We start from the raw sequence: 17,129 nt of genomic DNA on the forward strand, positions 1-17,129 counted from the left end.
GGAGGCGGCCGTGCACTCACCTCTGCGAATCCTGCATCTCGAGGATGACAAGAACGACGCGGAAATCGTGAAGGCCTTGCTCGAGGAGGGCGGCATCGTCTGCGATGTCGTGCGCGTGGAGTCGCGCGACGAATTCGTGGCGGCGCTCGACCAGGACTTCGACCTGGTGCTGGCGGACCTGACGCTGCCCTCGTTCGACGGCCTGGCCGCCTTGCAGATCACGCTGGAGAGGCGGCCTGAGCTGCCGTTCATCTTCGTCTCGGGCACGCTGGGCGAGGAGGTCGCGATCGATGCGTTGAAGATCGGCGCGACCGACTACATCCTGAAGGAACGCCTCTCGAGGATCGTGAGCTCCGTGCATCGCGCCACGCGCGAGTGCAGCGAGCGCGCCGAACGACGGGAAGCCGAGGAGCGCTTGCGGCGCAGCGAGGAATTCCTGGCCGAAGGACAGCGCATCAGCCACACGGGCAGCTGGGGCTGGACGCTTTCGACCGGAAAGCTGGTCTGGTCGGAGGAGCAATACCGCGTGCTCGGCTTCGAGCCGGGGCAGGTCGATCCCGCGATGGACGTCTTCATGAGCATCGTGCATCCGGATGACCGCCGCTCGGTCTGGCAGTCATTCGAGGAGACTCGCCGGTCCAGGCAGCCCTATGTGATGGACTACCGGATCGTCCTCGCGAACGGGAGCATCCGGCACCTTCGCGGCGTCGGTCGTCCGGTCGAGAACCCCGCGGGAGTGGTCGACGAATTCATCGGGACGACCACGGACGTCTCCGACCGCGTGCAGGCGGATGCGGCCCTGCTCGCGCGCCAGCAGATGCTCGACCTGGCGCAGAAGGCGGCGCAGGCCGTGCCGTTCGAATGGCGCCTCGACGCCGGCGAGGACGGCAGCATCGGACTGGCGGACGCCGGGTCCCTGCCCGGGCAGCCCTCGACGGCGGCCGGCGCTCGCGAGTCCTGGCGAAGCCAGGTCCATCCCGAGGACTGGCCGATCCTGGAACAGGCCATCGCGCGCGCCGCCTCCGATTCCGGCGACTTCAGCGCGGAGTATCGCGCCGCGCATCCGGAACAGGGCGTGCGCTGGCTTCAGGCCCGGGGCCACATGTTCCTGGATGACGGGGGCACCCCCGTGCGCATCGTCGGCTTCCTGCTCGACGCGACGGAGCGCCGCTATGCCGAGGACGAACTGCGCCGCCTCGAAGCCCGCCTGCGCCGGGCGCGGCACCTCGAGGCGATCGGCGGCCTGGCCGGCGGGATCGCGCATGACTTCAACAACATCCTCGGCGCCATCCTCGGCTACGGCGAGATCGCGATGCGCGACGTCGTCGCGGGCAGCAGGCTTCACCACGCGATCGAGAACATCGTGGTCGCCGGCGAACGGGGCCGCGCGCTGGTCAACCGGATACTCGCCTTCAGCCGCAGCGGCGTCAGCGAGCGCGTGGCCGTGCATGTGGAGAGCGTGGTGCGCGAGACGCTCGACCTCATCATCGCGCAACTGCCCGGCGGCATTGCCGTCGAGACGGCGCTGCGGGCGGGACTCTCGGGCATCCAGGGCGATCCGACGCAAGTGCACCAGGTGCTGATGAACCTGGCGACCAACGCGATCTACGCGATGCCCGCGGGCGGCACGTTGCGGGTCTCGCTGAGCGCGATCCACGTCGACGCGCCGCGCATCGCGATGATCGGCGTCGTGGAGGCCGGCGACTACGTCTCATTGAAGGTGGCCGACACCGGGGTCGGCATCGCGCCGGAACTGGTGGAGCGCATCTTCGACCCCTTCGTCACGACCAAGGAAGTCGGCGTCGGCACCGGCCTCGGGCTGTCGCTGGTCCACGGGATCGTGATGGACCTCGGCGGCGCGATCGATGTCGAGACGGCGGTCGGCAAGGGAAGCACGTTCGTCATCCATCTGCCGCGCACCGGCGACGTGATCGACCCGTTCCGGAAAGAGGAGCTTGACCTGCCGCGCGGCAACGGGGAGCACATCCTGGTCGTGGACGACGAGGAGGCGCTCGCCCGGCTGGCGGAGCAGAACCTGCTCGATCTCGGATACCTGCCGGAGGCCTACACGTCGAGCGAGGCGGCCCTCAAGGCGTTCGCCGCGGAGCCGGGCAGGTACCACGCCGTCGTCAGCGACGAGCGGATGCCCGGCCTGGCGGGGCTGGCGCTGTTGCGCAGGATGCGCGACATCCACCCGGCGATCGCGACGCTGCTGGTGAGCGGATACGTCAACGCGGACGTGATCGAACGCGCCAGGCTGGTCGGCGTGGACCAGGTGGTCAAGAAGCCGATGTCGGCACGCGACCTCGCGGTGACGCTTGCGCGCGCACTCCGGGATCACGCGGGCACGCCGGTCTCGCCACGCTGACCGCCGGCCATCGATCGCCCCGGATCGCGAAGCCTACTTCCGCGCCGCCGGCGAGAGCCTCGAGATGAACTCCAGCTCCAGCTCGCCTTCGTAGGTTTCGGCGCCGACCCTCAATGCCTCGGCCACGCGCGCCTGCGTCACGTCGCTGGCGACGCTCAGGTCGGACTCGTGCGCTTCCACCAGCAGCCCCTCCGCGAGGGAGCCGAAGGCGCCTGCATCCACGGCCGCCTTGAGATGCGCGACGGTATGCGCGGGAAACGAGGCGATGCGATGGGCCAGCCGCTCGACGAACGGCGTCAGTTCGTCCGCCGGCAAGGCGCGATTGATGAAGCCGTAGCGTTCCGCCATCTCCGCCGTGAAGTCGTCGCAACCCACGAGGACTTCCAGCGCACGGGCCCGCCCGACGAGCCGCGGCAGTCTCTGCGTGGAGCCGCCGCCCGGCACCAGGCCGACCGCGACCTCCGGCTGGCCGAAGATCGCCTTGCCGATGGCGGCGAAGCACATGTCCGCGGCCAGCGCGATCTCGTTGCCGCCACCCCGGGCACGTCCCTCGACCTTGGCGATGGTCACCTTGGGCATGTTCCTGAAGCGCTCGCCGATCATCTGCGTCAGGCGGAAGCTGCGCGTATGGGACGCCTTCTTGGGGGCGGCGCCAACCCGGCCGAGGCCGGAATGGGCGATGAAGAACTCGGGCAGCGCACTCTGCAGGACGACGACACGGATGCTGTCGTCGGCCTCGAGCTCCCGGCCCAGCCTGTCGAGCTCCGCCGACAGCACCTCGTCGAGCAGGTTGATCGGCGGGTGATCGATGCTGGCGAAGGCGACGCCGGAATCGAAGCGCAATTGGAAGCACTTGTAGTCGGCATAAGACATGGCAGCAGCTCCGTTTCGGTGGCCGTGCGAGGCGGCCGCTAGGTCGCGTCCGCCTCGTCCCGGACGACGTTGCTCAGCACGCCGATGCCCTCGATCTCCACCTCGAAGACATCGCCGGCCCGCATGTACACGGGCGGCTTGCGCGCCGCCCCGACGCCGCCGGGCGTGCCGGTGATGATCACGTCGCCGCGCTCCAGGCTCATGGCGACGCTGATCATCTCGATCAATGCCGCAACGCCGAAGATCAGCTTGTCCGTGGACGATTGCTGCATCACCTGGCCGTTCAGGCGGCCCTCGATGCGCAACCCGTGGGCGCCCGGCGGAACGGCATCGGGCGTGACCAGCCAGGGGCCGAACGCGCCGCTGCCGTCGAAGTTCTTGCCCATCGTCCACTGCGGCGTGCGCAGCTGGAAGTCGCGGATCGTCGCATCGTTGAACAGGGAATAGCCCGCCACATGGGCGAGCGCCTGGTCGCGCGGGATGCGGCGCCCCGGCTTGCCGATCACGATGGCGAGTTCGGCCTCGTAGTCGAGCGCCGTCGACTCGGGCGGTCGCCGGATCGGCGCCCGATGCGCGATCAGGCTCGTCGCGAAGCGGGCGAAGATCTCCGGATAGACGGGCCGGTTCAGGCCGCTTTCCTCCAGGTGGTCGTCGTAGTTGAGACCGACGCACAGGATCTTCGGCGGCGCGGGCACCGGCGGCAACAGCCGGACGGCGTCCAGGTCGATCGCCGGCGACTGCGCGAGGCTGGCACCGATGCGCACCAGGTCCGCGCCTTGTGCGATCAGCTCGGGCAGCGTGCCCGGAAATCCGCCGTCGCGTCGCGTCAGGCCATGCCAGCCCGAACCTGCATCCGCCGCGATTCCGACGGCCCCACCTGTCTCGAAGTGAACGATTCGCATGAGGTACCTGCTGGGCGCGGAACGGAACGCTTCGCGCCGGAAATTCCGCTGGGCAATGCGAGTCTCCTCGCCGCCCCTTGCCGGCGGCATCCCCCGGGTGGGTTACCCGCCCTCGCGGAGGCGCCGGGCCTCCGCGTCACCCATCGGGGGGATGCCGCCGCACGCTCGCGCAGACGCACACTGCTTCGCATCGCCATGCAATTCGAAGCGCCGCGCGCGAGAGGTGTCCGCATGAAATCGAAGGTGTCGATCGGCCGCCGCATGTTCCTGCTGAGGGCAGCCGCGCCGGTGGCGGGGGTCGCGGTTCCCGGCGTGTTGCGGCCGGATGCGGCGTCGGCCGCGGAGCCTCGTCGCGACTACACGCCGAGCTATTTCAACGCCGCGGAGTGGGCCTTCGTCAGTGCGGCCGTCGACAGGCTGATCCCCGCCGATCAATCGGGCCCCGGCGGCGTGGCGACCGGCGTCCCGGAGTTCATCGATCGCCAGATGGAGATGCCCTACGGCCATGGCGCGTATGCCTACATGGCGGGCCCGTTCCAGACCGGCCTGGATCCGACGCTGGGATACCAGTTGCCGCATACGCCGAGGGACCTCTATCGCAAGGGCATCGCCGCGTCCAACGAGGCGTCCCGCAAGATGCATGGCGCGCCCTTCGACAAGCTGGCGAGCGCGCGGCAGGACGAGTTCCTCGGCTTGCTGGAGGGCGGACGCATCGCGGGCGACGATCCGCCGCTTGCGGCGTTCTTCGCGCAGTTGCTGGAGAACACCCGCGAGGGCTTCTTCGCCGACCCGATGTATGGCGGCAACCGCGGCATGGCCGGCTGGAAGCTGATCGGCTTCCCCGGCGCCCGCGCGGACTTCACCGACTGGATCGACCAGGCCGGCCAGCGCTATCCGTTCGGGCCGGTCTCGATCAACGGCGAGAGGGCGTGATGGCGGAACGCAGGAAGCCGGTGGACGCGGTCATCGTCGGCTACGGCTGGACGGGCGCCGTCATGGCCAAGACGCTGACGGACGCGGGCCTGTCGGTCGTCGCGCTGGAGCGCGGGCCGGCGCGCGACACTTCGCCCGACTTCGAGTTCCCGCGCATCGCGGACGAACTCAGGCACGGCGTGCGCGGCGAGCTGTGGCAGCCGCTCGCCAAGGAGACCGTCACCATCCGCCATGGTCCGAACGACGTGGCGGCGCCGTATCGCCGCTACGGCTCCTTCGTGCTCGGCAACGGCGTCGGTGGCGCCGGTGTCCACTGGAACGGGCAGTTATGGCGGGCATCGCCGGAGGACCTGCGGCTGCGCAGCCACGTCGAGCAGCGCTACGGCAAGAAGTTCATTCCGCCCGAGATGACCATCCAGGACTATCCGGTCACCTTCGAGGAACTCGAGCCGCACTTCGACCATTTCGAGAAGGTCTGCGGGACGTCCGGCATCGCCGGCAACCTGCGCGGCACGCTGCGCGTCGGCGGCAATCCGTTCGAAGGGGCCCGCAGCGACGAGTTCCCGACGCCCGCGATGCCGGCGATCGAGAGCGCGCGCCGCTTCGAGAAGGCGGCGTCGGAGCTGGGCTACACGCCGTTCCCGGTGCCCGCCGCGAACAGCTCCGTCGCCTACACGAACCCGTACGGCGTGCGCATGGGCCCGTGCAACCTGTGCGGCTTCTGCGAGCGCTTCGGCTGCTACCTGTACTCGAAGGCCTCGCCGCAGACGTGCATCCTGCCCATCCTGCGCGATCGGCCCAACCTCGAGGTGCGGACCGACTCATACGTCACCCGGATCCTGCTCGACCCGTCGGGAACGCGGGCGACCGGCGTGCGCTACATCGACGCCAACGGCCGCGAGGTCGACCAGCCGGCCGATCTGGTCATGCTGTGCGCCTTCCAGATGCACAACGTGCGGCTGCTGCTGCTGTCCGGGATCGGCAAGCCCTACGATCCGGCGACGGGCGAGGGCCTGGTCGGGAAGAACTACGCGTACCAGATGTGCGCGCTCTCCAGCGCCCACTTCGGCGAGGACGCGCAGATCAATCCCTTCATCGGCGCGGGCGGCGCCGGCCAGCGCGTGGTCGACGACTTCAACTCGGATCACTTCGACCATGCCAGGCACGGCTTCATCGGCGGCTCGCTGATCTTCTCGTCCGCGACGGGCGGCCGGCCGATCGCGCAGATGCTGCTGCCCTCCGGGACGCCGCACTGGGGCCCGGGCTGGAAAGATGCAGTGCGCAAGCACTATCGCCACTCGGCGCCGTACTCGACGCAGGGCTCGGTGATGTCCTACCGCGACAGCTACCTGTCGCTCGACCCGACCTACCGCGATTCGCACGGCCTGCCGCTGCTGCGCATCACCTTCGACTGGCACGACAACGAGTACCGGATGGCCGCGTTCAGCGCGCAGAAGATGGACGAGATCGTCGCGGCGATGAAGCCCGAGAGCCGCTCGCTGCTGGTGATGCGTCCCGGCAACCACTGGGACACCCGCATCTACCAGTCCACGCACACGACCGGCGGCGCCATCATGGGGTCCAACCCGTCCAACAGCGTCGTCAATCGCTATTCGCAGAGCTGGCAGGTGCCCAACCTGTTCATCCACGGCGCCTCGGCCTTTCCGCAGAACATCGGCTACAACCCGACCGGGCTGCTGGCCGGGCTGGCGTACTTCTCGGCGCAGGAGCTTCGCGGGACGTATCTCAAGTCGCCGCAGGCGCTGGTGCGGGCATGAGCGCACGCACGGCCGCTCCGGACGGAGCTCGCACCGCAGGCCGCAGGCCGGAGGTTTCCTCATGAAGGCGGCGCGCTGGGGAGTCATCGTCGCGGCCCTAGCGGTCGCGCTGGGACTGGTCGTGATCGTCGCGGCCTGGGGCGACTACGCGGTCGGCGAACCGCCCATGCCCGAACCGCAGGCGAGCTCCGAGATGATGGCGCGCGGCGCCTACCTGGCCTCGATGGGCGACTGCGCGGCCTGCCACAGCGTGCCCGGCCAGCCGGCGTTCTCGGGCGGGCTGCGGATGGCCATCCCGATCGGGGCGATCTACACCACCAACATCACGCCGGACCGGCAATACGGCATCGGCAGCCTCACCCTGGCCGACTTCGACCGCGCGCTGCGCTTCGGCGTCGCCGAAGGGCACACGCTCTATCCGGCGATGCCGTTCACGTCGTACGCCAACACGCGGCCGGAGGACGTCAAGGCGCTCTACGTCTACTTCAAGTACGCCGTCGCGCCAGCGGCCGTCCCGAACCGGCGCAACGACATCGTGTTCCCGCTGTCCATGCGCTGGCCGTTGACCTACTGGCGCTGGATGTTCGCGCCGCCGCCGCGCCACGTCGTCGTCGCGGCCGATCTCGACCCGGCCATCGCACGCGGCGCGTACTTCGTCGACGGCCTGGGCCACTGCGGCGAGTGCCATACGCCGCGCGCGCTCACCATGCAGATGAAGGCCACCAATGCGTCCGACGGCAGCGACTATCTCTCGGGCGCGGTGATCGAGGGCTACTTCGCGCCCAGCCTGCGCTCCGGCGGCAAGGGCACGCTGGTGGACTGGAGCGCGGACGACATCGCCGGGTTCCTGCGCACCGGCACCAACCCGCGCGGCACGGCCTTCGGCTCGATGACGGACGTCATCGTGCACAGCACCCGGCACATGACGCCCGACGACGCCGCCGACACGGCGAAGTACCTGAAGGCGCTCGCCGATCCCGCCGCGACGCAGGTCCGCTTCGCCTACGACCAGGCCACGGAGGCCGCGCTGCACGGCGGCGCCGACCAGGCGCGCGGCGCTGCCCTCTACCTGGACAACTGCGCCGCCTGCCATCGCCCCGACGGCAAGGGCTATGACCGGGTGTTCCCGCCGCTCGCCGGCAACCCCGTCGTGACGGCGGCCAATCCCGACTCGGTCGTCTCCATCGTGCTGAAGGGCGCCGAGTCGCCGCGCACCGACTCGACGCCCGCGCAGTTCGCGATGCCCTCGTTCGCATGGCGCCTGTCGGACGAGCAGGTGGCCGACGTGGCGAGCTTCGTGCGCGGCAGCTGGGGCAACGGCGCCGGCCCGGTCGATGCCGCGACGGTGAAGCCGCTGCGGCCGCCCGCGCGGCGCGATGCCGCGAACTGATCGCCGGGAGACCCGCGCCATGCCGCCGTCAGCCACCGGTGCGATCGCGCCCGCCGCGCCCGCGTCGCGCGTGCGGCAGTACTACGCGCTGACCAAGCCGCGCGTGGTGCAGCTCATCGTCTTCTGCGCCATGATCGGCATGCTGATGGCCGAGCCCTCGCTGCCGGACTGGCGGCGATTCGCCGCGGCCTCGGCGGGCATCTGGCTCGTCGCCGCCGCGGCCGCCGCGTTCAACTGCCTCGTCGAACGGCATGTCGATGCCCGGATGCAGCGGACCGCCTGGCGGCCCACCGCGCGCGGCGAACTCGCCCCACGCGAGGCGCTCGCGTTCTCCGCGCTGCTGTGCGCGGCGGGCTGCGCGCTGTTGTGCGGCGAGGTCAATGCGCTGACGATGTGGCTGACGCTGGCGACCTTCGTGGGCTATGCCGTCGTCTACACGATCGTTCTCAAGCCGAGGACGCCGCAGAACATCGTGATCGGCGGCGCATCCGGCGCGATGCCTCCGCTGCTCGGATGGGCGGCGATGCGCGACGACATCGCCGTGCCGGCCGTGCTCATGTGGCTGATCATCTTCCTGTGGACGCCGCCGCACTTCTGGTCGCTCGCGCTCTATCGCATCGACGACTATCGCCGCGCGGGCATCCCGATGCTGCCCGTCACGCACGGGGCGGCGAGTACCCGGCGCCACATCTTCGTGTACACGCTGCTGCTGTTCGTCTCGACGTTGTTGCCGGCGGCCGCCGGCATGTCGGGGACGATCTACCTGGCCGTCGCCCTCGGGCTCGGAATCTCATTCATCCTCAGGAGCTGGACGCTGCTGCGCCGCTACACGGACGCGCTGTCGCGTCGCACGTTCCGCTTCTCCATCGTCTATCTGGCGCTGCTGTTCCTCGGCCTGCTGGTGGATCACTACGCATCGGCCTGGCATTGAACGGCAGGGTCTCGGACTTTGGCGATCATGGCGCCGTCGATGCGCACGACCAAGCCCGTCATGCCGGCTTCCCTTCAATCGGCGCGCAGCTTCTCGACGTCCCTTCCCGTCACACGGGACGGCGCCGCGCCGAAGCGTTCGGTGACGTAGTTGGCGACTTCGGCGACCTCGGCATCGGAGAGCGACCCGGCGAAGCCGGGCATGGCGGGGCGGTCCGAGCCCGCGTCCGTCGAACCGGCCAGCACCACCTTGACGACGTTCATCGCCGACGGATCATTGACGGCACGCTTGCCCGTCAGCGTGGCCTGCGTCACGAGGGCGCCGGCGCCGTTCCAGGCGTGGCAGCTCGCGCAGGCGCCTTCGAAGATGCGCTTGCCGATCGGATGATCCGGGGCGCCCGCCTGGGCGGATTCGGAGGCCGGACCGGCGGCCTTCGGCAACGTCGCGTCGCGGATCGCCGACACGGTGCGCAGGTACGCGACCATGGCCTGGATGTCGGAGGGCGCCAGGCGGCTCAGGCTGAGCTCGACGGCCTCGGCCATCGGGCCCGACGCGATGCCCGCGGCCGATCCATGCGGAGACGAAAGATAGCCTGCCAGTTGATCGGCGGTCCAGGCACCGATGCCGGTGTCCGGATCGGCGGTGATGTTGTACGCGTTCCATCCTTCGGCCTGGCCGCCCGCGAACTTCCTGCGCGTGTCCATCGCGAACGCGATGTTGCGCGGCGTGTGGCATTCGCCGCAGTGCGCCGCGGCCTCGACGAGGTAGGCGCCGCGGTTCCATTGCGCGGATTGCCGTGCCACGGGCTCGAAGCGAGAGCCGGGCACGAACATCGCCGACCAGAACGCCATCGTCCAGCGCTGGTTGAAGGGGAACGCGAACGTGTTGGGGCGCGCCTCGCGATGCACGGGGGCCAGCGAGAACAGGTAGGCCTTGATCGCGAGGACGTCGTCGTCGGTCAACAACGCGTAGGAGCCGTACGGGAACGCCGGATAGAGCCGCTGGCCGTCGCGGCCGATGCCGCGGTGGACGGCGCGCAGGAAGTCGGCGTCGCTCCAGGCGCCGATGCCCGTCGCCTTGTCCGGCGTGATGTTGGGCGTGTAGAGCGTGCCGAACGGCAGCGTGAAGGCGCGGCCGCCGGCGAACGCGGTGCCGCCCGGGACGGTGTGGCAGGCCTTGCAGTCCGCGGCGAGCGCGAGGTATTCGCCCTTCTGCACGAGGCTTGCGCCCGCGAGTTCGCGCGGCATGCCCGTGGGCGGCGCGCCGCCGTAGCTCGCCAGCGGAATCGGCGGCTCGCCCGCGATGAAGTCGGTGGCGCCGGGCGCCAGCGCGAGCCACCCGGCCAAGCCGGCTCCGCCCACGAACAGCACGAGCAGGATCAGCAGCACGGCGCGGACGAGGCGGCTCTTCATGACGACTTGCGCGCCTGCTGGCTGCGGTCGATCGGCATGCGGGTCGGCTGGATGCCCGTCGCCGCGAAGACGGCGTTGGCGATCGCCGGCTGCACGACCACCGTGCCGGGTTCGCCGATGCCGCCGGGCTTGTCGGTGCTGGGCACCAGGTGCGTCTCGATGGCCGGGATGTCGTCGATGCGCGGCAGCCGGAAGTCGTGGAAGTTGCTCTGCTGGACGCGGCCGTCGGCCACGGTGATCGCGTCGTAGAGGATGGTGCCGAGTCCGAAGATCGTGCCGCCCTGGATCTGCGCGACCACCGTGTCGGGATTGACGACCACGCCCACGTCGGCCGCGCACACGATGCGGCGCACGCGCACGTCGCCGTCGTCCGCGACGGCCACTTCGACGACCGCCGCCAGGAAGCTGCCGAAGCCGGCGAGCAGGGCGATGCCCTGGCCGACGCGCTGGTCGTTGCCGGGCGCCTTCGCGGGCGTGCCCCAGCCGGCCTTGGCCGCCGCGAGATCCAGCACGCGCAGCGCGCGCGGATTGCCTTGCAGCATGTTGCGGCGGAACGCGAGCGGATCGACCTGGTTGCGGCGCGCCAGCAGGTCGAGGAAGCATTCGGCCGAGAACACGCTGCTGTTCGGTCCGACGCCGCGCCAGAACCCCACGGTCACGACAGGCGTCTCGTGGCGCACGTATTCCACGAGCACATTCGCGAAGTCGTACGGCGGCTTGACGGCGCCTTCGATCGCGTCCGGATCGATGCCGTCCTTGAAGCCGGGCGGCAGCCAGCGCGCGAGGATGGACGGCCCCGTCACGCGGTGGTGCCAGGCCGTCACGCGCCCGCCCTCGACGACGGCGCGCAGCCGGTCGTGGTACATCGGGCGATAGACGTCCTGGCGGATGTCCTCCTCGCGCGTCCACACGACCTTCACCGGCCCGTCGACGTGCTGCGCGATGCGCGTCGCCTTGATGACGCCGTCGACCTCGAGGCGGCGGCCGAATCCGCCGCCGATCAGGTGGTTGTGGATCGTCACCTGCGCGGGCTGCAGCCCCAGCACGCTGGCGGCCCCGGCCTGGGCGAAGCCCGGCGCCTGCGTGCCGACCCAGATCTCGCAGGCGCCCGGCGTGGCGTGCACCGTGCAGTTCATCGGCTCCATCGCGGCGTGGGCCAGGAACGGCAACTCGTAGGCGGCCTCGACGACGTCGCCGCGCGCCAGCCTGGCCGCGGCGTCCCCCGTCTTCTGCGCCGTCACGCCCGGGCCGCGGGACGCCTCTTCCAGGCCGGCCCACAGCTGCGCCTGGCTCGCGTGCACATCGCCGCCGCCGTCCCACTCGACGTGCAGCGCCGCCAGCCCCTGCCTGGCCGCCCACATGTCGTCGCCGACCACCGCCGCGATGTCGTCGAGCAGCACCACCTGGCGCACGCCGCGCACCTTGAGCGCGGCCGCCGAGTCGGCCTTGCGGAGCTTGCCGCCGATGACGGGCGAGGCGCTGAGCGTCGCGACCCTCATGCCGGGCAGCATCACGTCGATGCCGAAACGGGCCGTGCCGTCGACCTTGCCGGGCGCGTCCAGGCGCTTGACGGCGTGGCCGATCAGCTTGAAGTCCCTGGCATCCTTCAGCGCCACCGTGGAGGGCGCCGGCTGGCGCGCGGCGTCCGCGGCCAGCGCGCCGTAGCGGGCCGAGCGGCCGCTGGCGGGATGCGCGACGGCGCCGTCGGCCGTCTGCAACGTCGACGCGTCGACGCGCCACCGCTGCGCCGCGGCCTGGACGAGCATCGCGCGCGCCGTCGCGCCCGCCTGGCGGATCGGGACGAACCAGACCATCGTCGTCGTGGAGCCGCCCGTGGCCTGGATGCCCAGCGCGGGATTGACGTACTTCGGATCGGGCGGCGCAGGCTGCAGCGACACCGCGCCGAGCGGGACATCGAGCTCCTCGGCCAGCATCGCGGCCAGCGAGGTGTAGGCCCCCTGGCCCATCTCGACCGCGGGCATGACCAGCGTGACCTTGTCGTCGGCCGAGATCGCGACGAACGCGTTCGGGGCGAACGTGGACGTGGCGGCCCGCGCGCCCGGCAGGCCTGACAGCGGGATGCCGACCACCAGTTGCGCGCCGATCGCCGAGGCCGCACGCAGCAGCGCGCGCCGCGACATCCGCGGCGTGGCCAGTTCAGGCGCCTCTTGCGGCATGCTTGATGCCCTCGCGGATCCGCACGTACGTGCCGCAGCGGCACAGGTTGCCCGCCATGGCGGCGTCGATGTCGGCGTCGCTCGGCGAAGGACTGTGCGACAGCAGCGCCGCCGCCGACATGACCTGGCCCGGCTGGCAGTAGCCGCACTGCACGACCTCGAGGTCCAGCCAGGCCTGCTGGATGCTCCGGCCCTGCGGCGTCTCGCCGACCGCCTCGATGGTCGTCACCTGGCGGGCGCCGATGACGCCGATCGGCAACTGGCACGAGCGCACGGCGGCGCCGTCGAGATGGACGGTGCAGGCGCCGCACTGGGCGATCCCGCAGCCGAACTTCGTGCCGGTGAGGCCCAGGACGTCGCGCAACGCCCACAGCAGCGGCATCTCCGCCGGCGCGTCGAGGCTGCGCTCGCTGCCGTTGACGTGGAGCGTGATCATGGGGTCGCCCTCCTTGCCGCGGGACGCGCCGGCCCGGGCGTCGCTGCCGCGCCTGGCAGGCGCGATCGGCAGATCGATCCAGGCGTATCCGGGTCGGCAGGGATCTGCCATCCCGCAACGACCAGCAGCAGCGTCGACGACAGCAGGACGAGCAGCGAGTTCCGGTCGAGGCGTTGCACGAAGGTCTCCGGGCGACGGTGTCGCCATGCAAGCGAACGAGTCTCGACGCCTCGCGCCGCGCCAGGCATCCCCCGGGCGGGGCACCGCCGGCGCGGAGGTCGGCAGGCTGACGCCGTGCCCCATGCGGGGGATGCTGCGCGCCATCGCGCCGCCGGATAGTGCGGCCTTGGCATGCGCCGTCGCACGTCGTCCCCCGCCAGCCGGGCGGCGATCCATCACTGCCGGAGAAACGAACATGTTGAAGGGCTACACCGTCCCGCTGTCGCCGCTGGGCAAGGCCAACCTGGTGGCGGCGCCGCCCTGGCACTACTCGGGCGACGTCATCGCGCTCGAGTACTGGGCCGATCCGGCCGCCGCCAATGCGACGCTGCCGCCGGGCCTGTCGCCCGACCCGAAGTCGGCCGGCCACGTCCTGGCGCTTTTCGTCGACTGGCAGTTCACGGCGCAGGACGACGAGTACCTCGATCCGGCGCGCTACCAGTACCGCGAGTTCTACTTCCTGGTCGATGCCGTCTACAAGGACCAGCCGGTCGCGTGGACGCCCTACATGTACGTCGACAACGACTCCGCGATGGCGCGGGGGCACGCGCAGGGCTATCCGAAGCGGCTCGGCACCGTGTTCCAGACGCGCAGCCACGCGGCGCCGAGCGCCGCCGCCGCGCCGATCGCAAGCGGCACGAAGTTCGGCGCCAGCCTGTCCGTGCACGGGCAGCGGCTCGCCGAGGGCCGGCTCACGCTGAAGGAGGCGGTCGCCAGGCCACCTTCCGCGCTGCTGCGGCCGACCGTCAACCGCCGCTGGTTCCCGCGGCTGACGGCGGGCCGCCATGACGACCCCGCGGTCAACGAACTGGTGATGGCCGTCACGGACGACCTGCAGGCCGTGGGCACCTGGACGGGCGAGGCCGAGCTGAAGCTGCCCGAGGCGCGCGGCGAGGAACTGCACGCGCTCGCGCCGGTGCGCATGGGGCCGGGGTATCGCTTCTCGATGTCGTGCTCCATCAGCGACCTGAAGGTCCTCGAGGACTTCGCATCGAGCGCCCGCAAGGGCTGAACCGCCGCCGCATCACGAGGAGAACCGACATGCTCAAGGGCTACTTCACCCCCCGCACGCCGCTGGGCCTCGCTTCGGCGGCGCCGCCGCCGCCGTGGCACTACTCCAGCGACATCATCGGCGTCGAGTACCAGGCCGACCCGAAGGCCACCGAAGCGCTGCTGCCGCCCGGCCTGTCGCCCGATCCGAAGACCAACGGACACGCCGCGCTGCTGTTCCTCGACTGGCAGTTCACCGCCCAGAACGACGAGCTGCTGGACCCGGCGCGCTACCAGTACCGCGAGGCCTTCGTGCTGATCGACGCGGTCTGGAAGGACACGCCCGTCATGTTCTGCCCCTTCATCTACGTGGACAACGACGCGGCGTTCGCGCGCGGCTGGGCGCAGGGCTTCCCGAAGCGCATCGGCAGCGTCTTCCAGACCCGCACGTTCGCCGCGGCCAGCGCGGCCGGCGGCCCGCTCGCGCGCGGCAGGCGCCTGGCGGGCAGCGTCTCCGCGCACGGCGCGCGCCTGGCCGAGGCGCGCATCGAGCTCGAGGCGCCGGAGCCCGACGTCACGAAGATCTTCAACCGCCCCACGGTCAACGTGCGCTGGTTCCCGCGGCTGGCGGCCGGCCAGCACGACAAGCCCGCCGTCAACGAGCTGGCGATGTCGATCACCGACAACCTGCGCATCGTGGAGATGTGGACGGGCAAGGGCGAGATCAGCATGCCCGAAGTGGCCGGCGAGGAGATGCACATGCTCGCGCCGGTGCGCACGGGGCTGGGCTTCCGCTGCTCGATGTCGTACTCCGTCACCGACCTGCGAATCCTGTAGCCGGAGGATCTCATCATGGCAAGAACGGCAGCCGCCTACATGGCGGAGACGCTGCGGCAGGCGGGCGTGAAGCGCGTCTATGGCGTCGTCGGCGACTCGCTCAACGGCTTCACCGATGCGCTGCGCCGCATGGACGGCGAGATCGAGTGGGTGCACGTGCGGCACGAGGAAGGCGCGGCCTTCGCGGCCGGCGCCGAGGCACACGTGACGGGCCGGCTGGCGGTCTGCGCCGGCAGCTGCGGGCCGGGCAACCTGCACCTGATCAACGGCCTGTTCGACTGCCAGCGCAACGGCACGCCCGTGCTGGCCATCGCCGCGCACATCCCCAGCACGGAGATCGGCATCGACTACTTCCAGGCCACGCACCCCGAGAGCCTGTTCAAGGAGTGCAGCCACTACGTCGAGCTCGTCTCGCGGCCCGAGCAGCTGCCGCAGATCCTGCACCGCGCGATGCGGGTGGCCGTCGCCAGGCGCGGTGTCGCGGTGGTCGTGATGCCCGGCGACGTGGCGCTCAAGCCGCTGGCCGCCGAGATCCCCAACTGGCTGCTTCCGAACAAGCCGGTGCAGGTGCCCGACGCGGACGACCTGGCGCAGCTGGCGGCATTGCTGAACGCCGGCGAGCGCGTGACGATGCTCTGCGGCGCCGGATGCGCGGGCGCGCACGACGAGGTCGTCGAGCTCGCGGCCAAGCTGAAGGCGCCGATCGTGCATGCGTTCCGCGGCAAGGAACACATCGAGTACGACAACCCGTACGACGTCGGCATGACGGGCCTGGTGGGCTTCGCCTCCGGCTACGCGGCGATGAAGGGCTGCGACACGCTGCTGCTGCTGGGCACCGACTTCCCCTATCGCCCGTTCTACCCGGAGAACGCGCGCATCCTGCAGGTCGACCTGCGGCCCGAGGCGCTGGGCAACCGCTGCCGGATCGACCTCGGCGTCATCGGCGACGTCAAGGACACGATCCGTGCGCTGCTGCCCGACATCCTCGAGAAGTCCGACACGCTGCACCTGAACAGCGCGCTCCAGCACTACGGCTCGGCGCGCAGCGACCTCGACGCGCTGGCCGAGAGCGGGCCCAAGAGCAAGCAGATCCATCCGCAGTACGTGTCGCGGCTGGTGAGCGAGCTGGCGGACGACGACGCGATCTTCACCTGCGACGTCGGCACGCCCATCATCTGGGCCGCGCGCTACCTGCAGATGAACGGCAGGCGCCGCCTCATCGGCTCGTTCAACCACGGCTCGATGGCCAACGCGATGCTGCAGGCGATCGGCGCGCAGTGCGCGTTCCGCGACCGCCAGGTGATCTCGATGTCGGGCGACGGCGGCTTCACGATGATGATGGGCGAGTTCGTCACGCTGATCCAGGCGGGGCTCAAGGTCAAGGTCATCGTGCTGAACAACGGCACGCTGGGCTTCGTCGAGATGGAGATGAAGGCCAACGGATTCGTCGATGCGGGCTGCGACCTCAGGAACCCGAACTTCGCCGCGATGGCCGAGGCGATGGGCGTCAAGGGCATCCGCGTCGAGCAGCCGCAGAAGCTGCACCAGGCGCTGGCCGAGGCCTTCGCGCACGACGGGCCGGTGCTGGTCGACGTCGTCAGCGCGCGCCAGGAGCTCGCGATGCCGCCGAAGACGACGCTGGAGGAGGCGCATCACTTCGGCATGTTCCTGATGAAGGCCGTGCTCGATGGCCGCGGGTCCCAGCTGGTCGACCTGGCGAAGACGAACCTGCTGCGTTGACGCGCTGGACGTCCTGCGAGGTCTCGATTCCCGCGACGCGCCGGAGTCCGGCAGCGCGCGCCATGCCGTCTTCCACGCCGGGGCGTCGGCGAGGGGCGATCGATCGCTGGCCTGGGTGCCGCCCGCGCCCGGGCCGCTCGCGT

13 protein-coding genes are annotated in these 17,129 nt (G+C 70.5%); 8 read left to right on the forward strand and 5 right to left on the reverse strand.

Translation table 11 applies throughout. From position 1 onward, the window contains the following. Positions 1 to 10: 10 nt before the first annotated feature. Positions 11 to 2,368 carry a PAS domain-containing protein gene (locus tag LPC04_RS15475; protein ID WP_275683147.1) on the forward strand — a complete coding sequence of 786 codons (2,358 nt, stop codon included), beginning with the start codon at positions 11 to 13 and terminating at the stop codon, positions 2,366 to 2,368. A gap of 33 nt (positions 2,369 to 2,401) precedes the next feature. On the opposite strand, the gene LPC04_RS15480 is transcribed toward LPC04_RS15475, so the two are convergent. Both LPC04_RS15480 and LPC04_RS15485 read right to left on the reverse strand, forming a co-directional pair. Continuing rightward, positions 2,402 to 3,241: an enoyl-CoA hydratase/isomerase family protein gene (locus tag LPC04_RS15480; protein WP_275683148.1), complete on the reverse strand. Its 840-nt coding sequence runs from the start codon at positions 3,239 to 3,241 to the stop codon at positions 2,402 to 2,404. Positions 3,242 to 3,279: 38 nt separating this feature from the next. Beyond that, on the reverse strand, positions 3,280 to 4,143 hold the full coding sequence (locus LPC04_RS15485) for a fumarylacetoacetate hydrolase family protein (protein WP_275683149.1): 864 nt from the start codon (positions 4,141 to 4,143) through the stop codon (positions 3,280 to 3,282). A gap of 231 nt (positions 4,144 to 4,374) precedes the next feature. Here LPC04_RS15485 and LPC04_RS15490 point away from each other — a divergent pair, with 231 nt between their 5' ends. The 4 genes from LPC04_RS15490 (at position 4,375) to cyoE (ending at position 9,175) form a co-directional block, all read left to right on the forward strand. After that, positions 4,375 to 5,076 carry a gluconate 2-dehydrogenase subunit 3 family protein gene (locus LPC04_RS15490; RefSeq protein ID WP_275683150.1) on the forward strand — a complete coding sequence of 234 codons (702 nt, stop codon included), beginning with the start codon at positions 4,375 to 4,377 and terminating at the stop codon, positions 5,074 to 5,076. Then, a complete protein-coding gene (locus LPC04_RS15495; RefSeq protein WP_275683151.1) occupies positions 5,076 to 6,854 on the forward strand; it encodes a GMC family oxidoreductase in 1,779 nt (592 codons plus the stop codon). Before LPC04_RS15490 ends, LPC04_RS15495 begins: the two co-directional genes overlap by 1 nt. A 61-nt stretch (positions 6,855 to 6,915) precedes the next feature. Next, positions 6,916 to 8,244 (forward strand): c-type cytochrome, encoded by a 1,329-nt coding sequence (locus LPC04_RS15500; RefSeq protein ID WP_275683152.1) that lies wholly within the window; start codon positions 6,916 to 6,918, stop codon positions 8,242 to 8,244. 19 nt (positions 8,245 to 8,263) lie between these two features. Further along, positions 8,264 to 9,175: a heme o synthase gene (gene cyoE, locus LPC04_RS15505; protein WP_275683153.1), complete on the forward strand. Its 912-nt coding sequence runs from the start codon at positions 8,264 to 8,266 to the stop codon at positions 9,173 to 9,175. A gap of 74 nt (positions 9,176 to 9,249) precedes the next feature. Here cyoE and LPC04_RS15510 read toward each other — a convergent pair whose 3' ends face one another. Genes LPC04_RS15510 through LPC04_RS15520 form a run of 3 tightly spaced genes read right to left on the reverse strand, consistent with a single transcriptional unit; the run spans position 9,250 to position 13,200 of the window. Further along, positions 9,250 to 10,587 (reverse strand): cytochrome c, encoded by a 1,338-nt coding sequence (locus tag LPC04_RS15510; RefSeq protein WP_275683154.1) that lies wholly within the window; start codon positions 10,585 to 10,587, stop codon positions 9,250 to 9,252. Next, on the reverse strand, positions 10,584 to 12,764 hold the full coding sequence (locus tag LPC04_RS15515) for a xanthine dehydrogenase family protein molybdopterin-binding subunit (RefSeq protein ID WP_275683155.1): 2,181 nt from the start codon (positions 12,762 to 12,764) through the stop codon (positions 10,584 to 10,586). The genes LPC04_RS15510 and LPC04_RS15515 overlap by 4 nt, the downstream gene beginning before the upstream one ends. Then, positions 12,745 to 13,200 (reverse strand): (2Fe-2S)-binding protein, encoded by a 456-nt coding sequence (locus LPC04_RS15520; protein ID WP_275683156.1) that lies wholly within the window; start codon positions 13,198 to 13,200, stop codon positions 12,745 to 12,747. The genes LPC04_RS15515 and LPC04_RS15520 overlap by 20 nt, the downstream gene beginning before the upstream one ends. A 415-nt stretch (positions 13,201 to 13,615) precedes the next feature. On the opposite strand from LPC04_RS15520, the gene LPC04_RS15525 reads away from it, so the two are divergent. From LPC04_RS15525 to poxB, 3 genes are read left to right on the forward strand one after another with little or no spacing between them, the layout of a single operon-like run. After that, positions 13,616 to 14,431, forward strand: a complete 816-nt coding sequence (locus LPC04_RS15525; RefSeq protein WP_275683157.1) for an acetoacetate decarboxylase family protein — start codon at positions 13,616 to 13,618, stop codon at positions 14,429 to 14,431. A gap of 29 nt (positions 14,432 to 14,460) precedes the next feature. After that, positions 14,461 to 15,246, forward strand: a complete 786-nt coding sequence (locus LPC04_RS15530) for an acetoacetate decarboxylase family protein (protein ID WP_275683158.1) — start codon at positions 14,461 to 14,463, stop codon at positions 15,244 to 15,246. A gap of 15 nt (positions 15,247 to 15,261) precedes the next feature. Beyond that, positions 15,262 to 16,986: a ubiquinone-dependent pyruvate dehydrogenase gene (poxB, locus tag LPC04_RS15535; RefSeq protein ID WP_275683159.1), complete on the forward strand. Its 1,725-nt coding sequence runs from the start codon at positions 15,262 to 15,264 to the stop codon at positions 16,984 to 16,986. Positions 16,987 to 17,129 lie beyond the last annotated feature (143 nt).

The organism is Scleromatobacter humisilvae (genome assembly GCF_023231945.1).
Lineage (GTDB): Bacteria > Pseudomonadota > Gammaproteobacteria > Burkholderiales > Burkholderiaceae_C > Scleromatobacter > Scleromatobacter humisilvae.